16 protein-coding genes and 1 pseudogene are annotated in these 11,713 nt (G+C 55.4%); 3 read left to right on the top strand and 14 right to left on the bottom strand.

The window, feature by feature from the left end; translation table 11 throughout:
- Positions 1 to 6: 6 nt before the first annotated feature.
- The 14 genes and pseudogenes from A7K61_RS11060 to A7K61_RS34200 all read right to left on the bottom strand — a co-directional run.
- Positions 7 to 345 (bottom strand): TIGR03745 family integrating conjugative element membrane protein, encoded by a 339-nt coding sequence (locus A7K61_RS11060; RefSeq protein ID WP_008437401.1) that lies wholly within the window; start codon positions 343 to 345, stop codon positions 7 to 9.
- An 18-nt stretch (positions 346 to 363) separates the two neighbouring features.
- Positions 364 to 603: a TIGR03758 family integrating conjugative element protein gene (locus A7K61_RS11055; RefSeq protein WP_008437400.1), complete on the bottom strand. Its 240-nt coding sequence runs from the start codon at positions 601 to 603 to the stop codon at positions 364 to 366.
- On the bottom strand, positions 600 to 908 hold the full coding sequence (locus A7K61_RS31230; protein WP_256557770.1) for an RAQPRD family integrative conjugative element protein: 309 nt from the start codon (positions 906 to 908) through the stop codon (positions 600 to 602). The genes A7K61_RS11055 and A7K61_RS31230 overlap by 4 nt, the downstream gene beginning before the upstream one ends.
- Before the next feature lie 157 nt (positions 909 to 1,065).
- The gene (locus tag A7K61_RS11050; RefSeq protein ID WP_008437393.1) at positions 1,066 to 1,377 is read right to left on the bottom strand and encodes a hypothetical protein; all 312 of its coding nucleotides are present in this window, start codon (positions 1,375 to 1,377) and stop codon (positions 1,066 to 1,068) included.
- 75 nt (positions 1,378 to 1,452) lie between these two features.
- Positions 1,453 to 2,931, bottom strand: coding sequence for a UvrD-helicase domain-containing protein (locus A7K61_RS11045; RefSeq protein ID WP_008437391.1), 1,479 nt, complete (start codon positions 2,929 to 2,931; stop codon positions 1,453 to 1,455).
- Positions 2,932 to 2,940: 9 nt separating this feature from the next.
- Positions 2,941 to 3,696, bottom strand: a complete 756-nt coding sequence (locus tag A7K61_RS11040; protein ID WP_008437388.1) for a TIGR03747 family integrating conjugative element membrane protein — start codon at positions 3,694 to 3,696, stop codon at positions 2,941 to 2,943.
- A gap of 18 nt (positions 3,697 to 3,714) precedes the next feature.
- On the bottom strand, positions 3,715 to 5,931 hold the full coding sequence (gene traD / locus A7K61_RS11035) for a type IV conjugative transfer system coupling protein TraD (protein WP_024073353.1): 2,217 nt from the start codon (positions 5,929 to 5,931) through the stop codon (positions 3,715 to 3,717).
- Between the two features lie 3 nt (positions 5,932 to 5,934).
- A complete protein-coding gene (locus A7K61_RS11030; protein ID WP_008437384.1) occupies positions 5,935 to 6,345 on the bottom strand; it encodes a hypothetical protein in 411 nt (136 codons plus the stop codon).
- Positions 6,305 to 6,589 carry a hypothetical protein gene (locus A7K61_RS32370; protein ID WP_024073354.1) on the bottom strand — a complete coding sequence of 95 codons (285 nt, stop codon included), beginning with the start codon at positions 6,587 to 6,589 and terminating at the stop codon, positions 6,305 to 6,307. Before A7K61_RS32370 ends, A7K61_RS11030 begins: the two co-directional genes overlap by 41 nt.
- 7 nt (positions 6,590 to 6,596) lie before the next feature.
- Positions 6,597 to 7,100, bottom strand: coding sequence for an integrating conjugative element protein (locus A7K61_RS11025; protein WP_008437383.1), 504 nt, complete (start codon positions 7,098 to 7,100; stop codon positions 6,597 to 6,599).
- Positions 7,097 to 7,654 carry a lytic transglycosylase gene (locus A7K61_RS11020; RefSeq protein WP_008437382.1) on the bottom strand — a complete coding sequence of 186 codons (558 nt, stop codon included), beginning with the start codon at positions 7,652 to 7,654 and terminating at the stop codon, positions 7,097 to 7,099. The genes A7K61_RS11025 and A7K61_RS11020 overlap by 4 nt, the downstream gene beginning before the upstream one ends.
- Entirely contained in the window at positions 7,639 to 8,391 is a 753-nt protein-coding gene (locus A7K61_RS31225) for a TIGR03759 family integrating conjugative element protein (RefSeq protein WP_024073355.1), read from the bottom strand. The genes A7K61_RS11020 and A7K61_RS31225 overlap by 16 nt, the downstream gene beginning before the upstream one ends.
- A 40-nt stretch (positions 8,392 to 8,431) precedes the next feature.
- On the bottom strand, positions 8,432 to 9,148 hold the full coding sequence (locus A7K61_RS31220; RefSeq protein ID WP_024073356.1) for a hypothetical protein: 717 nt from the start codon (positions 9,146 to 9,148) through the stop codon (positions 8,432 to 8,434).
- 159 nt (positions 9,149 to 9,307) lie between these two features.
- Positions 9,308 to 9,539, bottom strand: a pseudogene (locus A7K61_RS34200) (DEAD/DEAH box helicase); the annotation flags it as partial.
- 191 nt (positions 9,540 to 9,730) lie between these two features.
- On the opposite strand from A7K61_RS34200, the gene A7K61_RS31210 reads away from it, so the two are divergent.
- The 3 genes from A7K61_RS31210 to A7K61_RS11000 form a co-directional block, all read left to right on the top strand.
- Positions 9,731 to 10,036 (top strand): transposase, encoded by a 306-nt coding sequence (locus A7K61_RS31210; RefSeq protein WP_093235877.1) that lies wholly within the window; start codon positions 9,731 to 9,733, stop codon positions 10,034 to 10,036.
- A complete protein-coding gene (gene tnpB / locus A7K61_RS11005) occupies positions 10,033 to 10,368 on the top strand; it encodes an IS66 family insertion sequence element accessory protein TnpB (RefSeq protein ID WP_024073357.1) in 336 nt (111 codons plus the stop codon). The genes A7K61_RS31210 and tnpB overlap by 4 nt, the downstream gene beginning before the upstream one ends.
- Positions 10,369 to 10,429: 61 nt before the next feature.
- Positions 10,430 to 11,713, top strand: a 1,284-nt coding sequence (locus A7K61_RS11000) for an IS66 family transposase (protein WP_069557552.1), incomplete at its 3' end; no start/stop codon positions are given.

The raw sequence follows: 11,713 nt of genomic DNA, 5'->3' as shown, positions 1-11,713 counted from the left end.
GCTCTTTTAAAGAATATTTGAAGCCTTGGTGACCAGAAAAATGGCGACACCGAGGATGGCGACGCCAACGGCGGCTGTCGCCCCCAGATCTCCCCATTTTTTCTTGCCAAGTTGAATTTCGTGGTAGGTGCCGAAGGCATGCCAAGCAACGCCACTGAAAATGACTGCGCAGATGATGAGGCCAAGCAAAGTAAAACCGTCAAAGGCGTAGTTCTGCATGGTTTGCATCAGGTTAGAGCCTTCCCCCCGGGTAGGAGGCTGAGACTGCGGAAGAGCCGCCATGGCCAGTTGGGGGAGAGCAAGCAACCCGATCAGCATGCGGCCCGGTTTTAAGAATGAAGTCATGGTGTATCTCCCATAGGGTCAACTAAGAACAAATGTGGTGAGGATCATGCAAAGCAGTAGGATGCGGACGAGCGAGGTCGAGGCAATCGTTCGATCAAGGTTGCCAGTGGCCCATCCTCGGTAGCAGCTCCAGATAGCCCAGGCGCCCCACATAAAGATGATGGCTACAGCGACGCCGACGAAAAACAGGTAGCTCGTCGAGGCAGGAAATCCTCCTGCCGCTTGAAACGCAGCAGCCTGAGCGCCGCTCATGCTCATGGCTTGCGTCCTTCGGTCGTGTATTGGCCTGACAGCTCAACAGGATCACGAGGCTGGGCTCGGGTTGGGGTTAGATAGCCCTCCAACCCATGACGAATTCGAGCGATATCACCTGCTAGACGCTGGTAATCGAAGAAGTAACGCTTGCCAGGTTCGTAGGCCACTTGAGCGCTACGACGTGCGGTGTCCTCTAAGGCATTCAACTGGCGGATCATCACGTCCAGGTTGGCCTGTTCGGAGGCTGAAGCAGCGGTCGCATGAGAGACAGGCAGGCCGCATCCAAAAAGTGCGATGAGGCCTGGCAAGGCAAGTCGGCAAGTGAGTGCAGTGAGACGCGGGTACTGGATCACGGCTGGGCTCTAGTCATTCCTGATGCCGTCAGCTTGCCGTGATCAAGCTATGGTCGCCGCAAGAAAACCATATTCAGGACTGTAAGGATTTCTTCTGACGGTACTGACACCATCAATCACAGTGGATAGGGCGTTTGAAGAACAGCAGATACCCGATGGGCAAGGCGAATCCGTAAGCCCAGCCTTGGGCGTTTTGATTGCCAACCTTGACTTCTCCTTTGACCACGGGCTGCACGCTGACCAGCTCCCAGCCTTCGCTGCCTAATTGAGCAAGGCGGTTTTGACGTTCAGAATCTTCCAGAAAACCCTGGGTGTCGGGTTCAGTGGTGGGCTCTTCGGACTTGAACATGAAGAGCTTTTTGGTTCTGACAACGTACTGAAAGGGAGAGAACTCAGTGTGGTATTCAAATTTCTGACGGCCCATGGCGACGTCCTCAATGTGCAGAGCTACCAGGGTTTCAATAATAAGCGCGTGCCAGCAATCTGAAATAGTTTGTTGCTAAGCGCGTGATTTCTGAGGTTGGAGTGCAGAGGTCCGAGCATCGACATAGCGCTGCATGATAGAAAGCACCATTGAGTTCAACGCTAGGATCTTCATCCCTCGCGTCACCGCCACGTACAGCAAATTCAACTCGTCATCTTTACGACCTTGATCGATATCGGGTGAAAGCGGATCAGCGCTAAAGTCGTCATACAGGCTGACAAAGTCCCACTCCAGCCCCTTGGCCTTGTGCCCAGTCGTGAGTGTCACGGTGGCGTCGAGCTCGTTATCTACAGAGCGGGAACGTAGGGTTTGGATCCGCTGGGGCAGGTCCGGATAGGCTGTAATGATCTTGATCGATCGCAACATCTCCGTATCCTGGCTTACCTCGGCTATTTCCACGTACTGTGAAAAGTCCCGGTAATCTCTCAACAGCCTGCGGTTCTGCACCTCATGGTTACGGTTGCGGCTGAATAGGTATAAATCTTCCAGATCGCGTAGCGAGTAGCTGTCGATACCGCCGACCCAGAAAATCTTGGGGTTGCTTGCGACCAGCTGCAGGGCGTTCTCGATGACGCCGGTCACGGTACGATGGATAAACGTGCGATGCGGTAGCTCTTCAGGCAGAGCCCGTTTAACCAGGGTATTGCAACCTAACCCCTGCAGCTTTCGTGTCTCACCCTTGTAAAAAAGAATGATGTTGGCCACATGCGCGACGGCAGGGCCGAAGCGAAAGCTTTGGGTCAGGTAGTGACGTTCGGCGTCGGCCATCCAGTCGCTGTTGAGCGCATCTTCTGCGCCGCGGAAGCGATAGATCTGCTGGTGGGGATCGCCGACTGCCACCTTGCGGACCCGTTGTATTTTTACTATGTCGGCAATAACTGGGTTCACGTCTTGACCTTCGTCGAGCAGAATGGCGTTAAATCGTTCGCTCAGGTCGGGCTTGCTTAGCTGATACAGCTTCAAGTAAGCGTCATGGGTGATCGACATTGCTGTGTCCTGCAGATCGATCATCCGGTTCCAGATGGTTTTAGCCACGTTTAAAGCATTGTTCAGGAAACGTTCCTGGGCACTTGTGAGCATTCGTTGCCCCTGGAATCTGGGAAAATGCACACGGCCCAACTCGTCATCGGCGCTGGCCATGAAGTTGTTAAGCGTGCTGAGGACATCCCGCACGAGCTCCCAGTCCTGGGTGTTGATGGCCCTTGCGATGTCCGTCAGGCGTAAGTTATTGGTCTGCTTGGTGGCGTACTGACTGCCATAGACTGCATATGCGAGGCCATGCGCCGTCTTACACACCACGTTTCTGCGTGGAAAGCGGCCCCTGGCAGCGAGCTCGACGGATTTGTTGTAGCAGAGGTAGAGCATTTTCACCGAGGCGTGTTGTGTGGCGTAGCCCACCAGTGTGGTGGTTTTGCCGGTACCGGCAAAAGCCTGAACCAGTAGCTTGTCAGCCGTGGAATGGATGATGGGCTGCTGTTCTTGTGTCCACTGCATGGGCAGCTCCTAAAGGTATTTTTTGAAGCTTGAAACGGTGATGTAAACGGACACACCCAACAGCACGGCGCAGGGCAACAGAATCAAAAGGGGGCTGATGCTGATGGGGATGGCCAGGTAGACCGTCCAGGGCACGATGGTCAGCGGAATGATCGTCCCCCGGGCTTTGTGATACAGGTAACTTGACTCGCGGCCGGAGCCGAATTTTCGTAGATCACGCCGCACCAGGCCATCGACCAAGCCAGTGAACGCCGCCAGTGCGAACAGCGGAATCGTCAACGTCAGAATGACCATTCGCACACAGAAGGTCAGGACTGTGTATAACGCGGCTAAGCCATAGTCCTGGAATTTGATCATCGCCCGACCGAGTTCGTAGCGAAGGTTCAAGGTTCCCGTTTGTTGTGGTGATGTTGAGCGAGCGTACTGTGTCAGTGCATTTATATTGTCCTGCATGCCGGTTTTCACCATCAGCCAGTCATAGACCGTTTGTGCCAGCCAGGTTGCCGTACGCCCCGGTTCTTTGATGACAACGCTGTGCAGCAGATCCTGGGACAGCCAGCCCAGTTCATGTTGGAACATCTGCTGAGCATGTTTCCAGCCGGCATCCGGCCAGAACGTGTACATGCAAAGCCATTCAACGACGATGGCGCCGAGCAAGGAGCCGAACATCACCCCCAAGAAATGAAAAGGGGTAGAGAACAGCATGCCCAGGAAGTTTTTTTGACCTTCCTGCTGTTGCTGGGCTTTTTCCGCGATATCGGCCATGGCTCTGTTCCTTCAAGCCTATGCGGCTTTTCCGTTATTGGCCATCTGGCGGAAGTCGTCTACCAAGTCATCAGGAAGCGACTCACTTAGTGCGTCATATCCCGGTGCTTGCCACCAGTCGCTGCTGGTTCCGGATCCTTTACGCATGCCCTCAACCAAGGCCTGAAGATCCTTGGGCATCACTTCATCGGGATCGCTTGCCGGCAACGGCATACGAATCTTCCACAAATTCCCGCCCTCTATCAGGGCAAAGCATTGCCCCTTGGGTAGGGCAACCACATGCGCCGGTTCGATCATCGGTACGCTGACACTTTGGATCTGATCGTGAGTGTTAGAGGTGAAAGCGGTGTTGCCGTTAATAGCGTCGTTTGCACTGCTTGCTGGTGTACTGGTAAACACCTGGACCTTTGGCAACTGGTTGGTCAGCAGCTCGGCGGTTGCAGTCTCACGTACACGTAACATGAACAGGTTGTTGAAGTTACCGATGACTTGGCCAGCTTTAGCCCGGTTACCGATTTTTGCCTCAATATCGCTCATGGTTTGGGTATAGGCCGTGACCTGCATGCCGGCACCACCGCCTTTGTTGATCATCGGTATGAATTCATCGCCCATCAGTTCGTTGAATTCGTCCGCATGTACGTTAATTGCTACCTTGCCGCCGGTGGCCCCGGGCAAGCCATCATCGATGCCAAACTTATAGATGTGACCCGCAACTGACACCAGGTCGCTGAACATCGAGTTGCCCACCGCTGCAGCTACCTCTGTATCAGATAAAGCGTCCAGGCCGACATAGACCACTGCCCGTTTGCGGATGATCTGCATCCAGTCAAAGATTGGTCGTGGGTCCTCAAGATCCATGTAGTCGGGAGATAGCAGCTCTGCAATCCGGCCTGTGGTCAGTTTTTCCAGCAATGGCAGAAGGCTGGCCACGATCTTGTCGAAATAGGTTTTGTCATAGCGTACGGCTGATCGCAGACCCTCCATCACTGGGTCGGAGATGCGTTGCTGAGTGAGGTACATGTCCAGGGCCACCACGCGTAGCGGTCGATCCTTCATGGCGAAACTGAGGTTCTTACGATCGATCTTTCCTTCCAGCTCAACGATGGTTTGCCAGGCTTTGGGATCATTTTCAGCAAAGTGCTTCTGCGCATACTCAATAAACAGCGCGTCAATGTTTGTCACATGCTTGAGGATCTGTTCATAGTCCGGCCGACGTCCCAGTGCCACGAGGGCGCGCGCGATGATGTTGACGAAACGCCAGGCGAATTCCCGGAATGCCGCGGAATTGCCTTCCCCCGAAAGTTGGCCGGCAATGCGGGTGGCAACCTCCGAGATCCGACCAAACCGGCCGACGGCGTTGTAGCGAGCGGAGTGATCGGGCCAGCCTAGGTGGAACACGTAGAATTCCTCCAGTCGGTTTGCGCGCTTGCATTCGATGTACATGCGCTTCAGGAGGTCTGCGTCGCCTTTAGGATCGAAGACAATCACCACTTCGCGGTCCAGGTCCATTTCTACATTGCGCTGGCTTCGATGAACGGGTTGCACGCGGCGCCCCATATGAACGCGGCGCCGGGGGCTACGGCGGGTACGCCTGATGTCTTGGGTGATAAACAACTCTGCCAAGCGGGTTTTTCCAACACGAGTAGTCCCCAATACAAGGGAGTGTCCAACCCGCTCACCCAGTGGCAGGCTGACATCCGCTTCGTTCGGCTCTATACCGTGTAAGCGCGGTAGCCCCCCGACTGGAGGAAGTGGACGCGCCGGGTTAAATGGCACATCCCACGAGGTAGCCTTTGACAGCAATTTGAGTGGAAAGGGTGCGAACTCCAGACGCTCCTCAATTCTGCGAGCAAAGGTATAGATAGACGTGGGCTCGACATACTCGGCGTACTTTGGGAGGTAAGTCTCCATCAACCGCTGAGTATGTTTTTGGGTCCAGCGAAAGCCTTTACCGATGAATAGCCGCTCATTGCTGACCGGCATGTCTTTGCTGGTCATGGTGTAGTGGGGTAGGCGCCGAATATTGCGCCGGTAACGCAGCACTACCAACGCTTGTTTGAGGCGGACGAACCCTAGACCCAGAAAGCCTGTACCGGCAACCATGCCGAATAAAGGCGTCAGAGCAACCGCCCAGGGCGCGAAAATACAGAGCAACGCCGCAGCGGCACATACGCAAACTGTGTACAGCTCAACAGCAGGGCGTAGTAACGACTCAATGGTGTAGGAGGTGGTCATGGATCACTTCCTATGAGTGAAAGGGGACAATGGCCCCACTGTTTCGAAATGGAAAACGACTGGCTTGCCTGTCTCAGCGATCAGCCCATAGGACTTGGCCAGGCGGTATATGGGGTGGTAGCTGTTAAGGGAGTTGACGTGTCCAGCAATGCGCTCTCGCCAGACTTCTAGTGGCATCGCTGCCTTGCTCAAATTACACGGCACGCACGCGGGCATCATGTTGCTGATGGCGTGGTTCTCTGGCCGCCCCAAAATGATGGCACCGGAGTACTTGCCGTCCACCCTCTCTGGTTCTCGCCATACTGCTTCCATGTGGTCCGCATGCCACCGGTCACCCAACAGCACACCGCAGTATGCGCAATGGCCCGCGAATTTAGCGTGAAGCTCGCAGCGTTGCTTCTTGGTCAGCTTCATGGGGCCGGGATCCTCCTTTCATGCGTGATGATGAATTGGCCAACTCTTGCCTCGCTTGCTCAACTGCCTCGGGCAGTCGTTCTTTTAGCCGCTGACATAGCTCCACCTCGTCACCAGGTACGCGGGCGATGACGGTGCCGCCATAGAGCTTGGCGACATAGGTGACCTGTTCAAAAAGCAGTTGGCCTGCTCGTGGGTCATCTGGTTGCTTGATGACCAAGGTGATGTGCGTAAGAGAGGCCATACCCTGGTTACTGCTGGATCGTTGTGGCAGTGATCAACAGCGGGTAATGCTGGACTCCCAAGCGCTGTGCCAGATCATTTGATGGAGCCGGGACCAACTGTAGATTTCCTGCCCATCGTTGGATTTCGGCAAACCGCTCGGCGCTGGCCACGTTAACCACAAGGCCCACTGCCTGCAGTTGCTGTAACTGATCGCGGCGCTGTGATAACCACTTTCTGGAGCTTTCATCGTCGCCTACAAGAAACAATGGTTGCAGGCCAGGTGCATTGATTACCCGGCCCTGTACCTGCCCGGGTGTCAGTTGGTCAGAGCGCACTGGAAACGAGCCTTGCCCACGCACACCAATATTCTCTGACTGTGCTGACTGCTCAGTAGGTTCTGGAGCCAAGTACTGGTAGTAGGGCAGAGCGGAAACACCCCCTCGGTCTTCAACAACAATCAGCGAGGTGGCATGCACTGCCATGGGGGAGGCCAAAGACAGCAAAACAGGCAGATGCAGCAATCTATTCATGGATTATTCGCCATCAGGTTGATACCGGTGACCCGGCTGAGGTGTTTGGCAAAAGCTCGTCGGTATCGGGCAGCGGGTTCGCCTCCGGCAGGGCGGTGGTACCGACCAGCAGCGGTGATCCAGTCGCCTCCTTTGGCTTTTTGCTCAGCCAGGATCTGGGCCGTAACCGAGAGGTTTTTGTACGGATCCAGCCCTTCGCAGGGATAGCTATAACGGTGGCCGTTGGCACCGATGTTGGTTTGTCCAAGCCCGACGTCGACTCTATTTGGGCCTGCGGTCTGAAGGGCGATCATCAACGCTCTGCAAGCATCGCTGCGTGTCGCAAAGCGATATCCGGCGCCGGCGACATTCAACGTCCAGGGCCAGGGGACGATCTGGCCGCGAAGTCGGGTGCCACTCTCTTGCAGTGCAACGGAGTACAGCACCTCGGACGGAACGCCGGCAGGCAGGGCAATCAACTGATAGGCCGGTGGCGGAACCTCGGCACCGTTAGCAAATGCCGCGGTGAGCAGTAGCCCCCCCGTTAAAGCCGCGCGAATTACAGACGCTGCCATTGTCCATTCACCTCGCGTACCACGGCCGGCAGCTCACCGCCGAGTCCAAGGCCAAGCCATCGACCGGCATCGTGATTCAATGTGATCTGTCGGCTTCTCACGCTGGCCGGTTCGACTCCAGCCAAGATGGCCCAGCGGCGAATTATTTCGTCATCACCTTGACTACCAACGAAGTACAGATCAAAGGACTGTTTCTGGTTTTGTAAGTCTTTGACGCGGTCAATACATGCGTTGCAACTGTCTTGAACAAAAACGGCTAGTCGTCCAGTGCCTTTCACAGCAGTTAACGCTCCCGAGCCAGGAGCAGATGCAGGGTTGGACGATAGTTGGATGACTTTTTCATTGGGGTAAAGACGTGCGAAGGCTTGGTCATAGGCCCTTTGGTACGCCAGTTCCTTATCGATACGCTGTCGCTCGGCTCGCACCTGCAGCTCTGCATAGCGTCGCCGCTCCTCCTCCGACTTCGCTTCGATGCCAAGTGCTGTCAGAGGATCCAGGCCTGGCGAATAGATTCCGCGAGGACCCTCCATCACAGTTTGAAAACGGGACCATTCTTGGGGGGTCAATCCCCACTCGCGGGCGAGTTCTGTCTGACTTGCTCCTTGAGAAGAGTTGTGAACTTCACTGTTCTGAGTGTTCGAGATCGACGTTGATTGCCCCGAAGCCGCATGACAGCCGTATGCAAACGCGAAGGTGGCCAAGCCTGCAATGAAACCCAAAATGTTCCTGGGCTTCATTGTTTTCGAGGAAGTGGTAGGGGAGTGCATAAAGGAGGTCCTATTGCGCGACGGTTACGGTTTGAGGTGTTCCGGCCACGTCAAAGCGTGCGGATCTTCCGTCCAGCGCGTTGAGTCGCCAGGCGGTGCCCGCCACAGCGTCACCAGGTCGGATAAGGTAAATTTGATTCAACTGCGTGCTGCCAGGCGGTGCTACGGACAAAAAGCGTTCACCGCCGCGATACTCGATACCGACAACGGTAAAAGGGGGTGTTTGCGGTGTGACAGTGGCGGTAGCGGGCGGTTTTGGCCGCTTTGGTTGGCGGGCAACGGGCTTAGGCTTGGGCTTGAGGGGCACAGCAGTGGTTTGTTTGATGCGTGACTGACTGAGTTCTTGAAGACGGCTATCGAGTGTTTCGACGCTGGCTTTGAGGACTAGCAATTCACCAGCAGACGCAGCATTTTGAGAGATTTCTTGCGCTGACTCCGTCGCTTGCTTTGCATACGCTTGTGCGGCATCAATTCGATTCGATAAAGCCTGCTGCCCGGCTCGGAAGTCCTCGTTGGTCACCAGGTGGTTGCCGGCTACCGTGCCCAGTCGCTCATCGACTTTGCCAAGCCGCGTCAACAACGCATCGAGCGACTCTTTGTCTGCAGTCGCAGCCAAGCTGGTGCGGAGTTGGGAGAGTTGATGATGCTCATAACACAGAATGCCTGCCAATAATGCAAGGCACAGACTGAGTATCGCTGTGGTTCGAGTAGGGCGTGGTAGGTTCATGGGCGTCCTCGCGCAAAAGCGAATACACCCTCTCAAACCAGTCTCTTAGGTGCATCAGGAAATAGGTTTTCCAGGACGCATGGTTTTTGAAGTGTCGAGTTGGCCGCTGGTAAATTGGGATCGTTATAAAAAAATGGCCACCCGAAGGTGGCCGTCAAACTATGAAGCAATGAGCTGCCTTGCAAGTGTCATTTCAACTGAATCACCATCTTGGTTCAGCGAGTCGAGACCAGAATCTGGCACATCTCCCGACGTGCTTTGAATCACGGCGATTTTCTTGGCCATCAACTGCAGGCAAGTAATCTGAGAGCTGCCGGCATAGCCAAAAAAACACCCTCACTGGCTGCTTTTGCCCAATCCGCCATCACCGTCGAAATGCCTGTTGCAAGGTGTTGGGTAAAGCCATATACCGTAGCCCCACTGCGCGGAGTAAAGTCTTAAAAACCCGTGATAATGATCTGCGGAGTCAGAATAAAGTGGGTAACCGTCCGGCCAGGTCATCTACCCAGCTCTGCAAAGCGAAGACATGGTGTGCATTTAAATTAAGTGGACACCAATTCTAGCCTTTCAAGCGGGTATTTCATGCAGCCAACACGCCGTTCCTATTCCAAATCCTTCAAAGCCCAGATCATTCAAGAGTGCGCCCAACCAGGCGCTTCGATTGCCAGCGTCGCGCTCGGCCATAGCCTCAACGCAAACCTCGTCCACAAATGGATTCGGCTGCAAACGCAGAAAATTCCGGCACACCCACCTGCGGGGGCGAACTCCCATCCAGCATCATCGAATATCTGCGTTGAAATACAGCACCCGCGCGCCATCATCAAAGTGGACTGGCCCACTGAAAGTGCTGCCGCCTGCGCGACTTTTCTTCGAGATATTCTGCGATGATTCACATCGACTCCATCTGGCTCGCCACCGAACCGATGGCCATGCGCGCAGGCACCGAAACGGCGCTAGCCAAGGTGATCGCGGTGTTCGGTGCGGCGCAGCCGCACTGCGCTTATCTGTTCGCCAACCGCCGCGCCAATCGCATGAAAGTGCTGGTGCATGACGGCTTCGGAATATGGCTGGCGGCGCGCCGGTTAAACCAAGGCAAGTTCCACTGGCCTGGCATCCGCCATGGTCCTGAGATGGAACTGGATGCCGAGCAACTTCAAACGTTGTTGCTGGGGCTGCCATGGCAACGCGCAGGTTCTGGAGGCTCGATCACACTGCTTTAACGGCAGCCATTAGCCTATCGGTCTATCGTCGCGAAACGCCCGCTCTGGCAAAGTCCGGCGTATGACTTCTTCGCCCAATCTCGACCAACTGTCTCCCAATCAACTGCGCGTCCTCGCAGCGCAGTTGCTCTCGCAAGTCGACACTATGGGCAAGAAAATCAACCGTGATCAAACAGTCATTGAGAAACAGACCCACGAGATCGCCCAGCTCAAGCGTTTGAAGTTTGCCAAGCGCAGCGAGCAGATGAATCCTGAACAGGCCAGCCTGCTAGATGACCTGATCGATACTGATATCGCGGCGATTGAGGCCGAGCTTCAGGCGTTGCAAATAGCACCAGAGGCGACCGAGGAAAAGCTAAGGCCCAAGCGCACGGCATTGCCGGCAGAATTTCCGCGAACGTTGATCCATCACGAACCGGACAACACTCACTGCCCATGCGGCTGTGCGCTTAAACGCATCGGTGAAGATGTCAGCGAAAAGCTGGACTACACGCCGGGCGTGTTTACCGTTGAGCGCCATGTTCGTGGCAAGTGGATTTGTGATGACTGTGAAACGCTGATCCAGGCGCCGGTACCTGCGCAAGTTATCGACAAGGGCATCCCGACTGCCGGATTACTTGCCCACGTCATGATCGCGAAGTTCGCTGATCATCTTCCGCTTTACCGTCAGGAATCGATTTTTGGTCGAGCTGGCTTGTCGATTCCACGCTCCACTTTGGCTCAATGGGTCGGCGTTACGGGCGTGCAGTTGCAGCCACTGGTCGATGCCCTGCGTGACGTAGTGATCGGGCAGCAGGTCGTGCACGCGGATGAAACACCCGTACAGATGCTCGCTCCGGGCACGAAGAAAACCCACCGCTCTTATGTTTGGGCTTACGCCACCAGCCAGTTCTGCGAAACAGCCGCTGTCGTCTACGACTTCAGCCCCAGCCGCGCCGGTGAGCATGCTCGCAACTTCCTGCAAGGCTGGAAAGGCAAGTTGGTCTGCGATGATTTTGGCGGTTACAAGGCCAGCTTCGAACTCGGCGTGACCGAGATCGGCTGCATGGCCCACGCCCGGCGCAAGTTTTTCGAATTGCATGCCACCAACAAGAGCCAGCTCGCCGAGCAGGCCCTGCGTTACATCCAGTTGTTGTACGAAATCGAGAGCGAAGTGCGTGACCTGGAGTCGGAATTACGGCGCCGAATACGGCAAGAAAAAGCCGCGCCAGTGATGGATAGGCTGCATGCCTGGATGATCGCCCAGCGTGATCTTGTGCCCGAAGGTTCAGCCATCAGCAGAGCATTTGATTACAGCCTCAAACGCTGGGCAGCGCTGTCGCGCTACCTCGATGACGGGGCGGTT

It is taken from the genome of Pseudomonas sp. AP42 (assembly GCF_001728935.1).
GTDB classification, from domain to species: Bacteria; Pseudomonadota; Gammaproteobacteria; order Pseudomonadales; family Pseudomonadaceae; genus Aquipseudomonas; species Aquipseudomonas lactis.
Note: the sequence above shows the minus strand (reverse complement) of the source record. Positions and strands in the feature narration are given on the sequence as shown.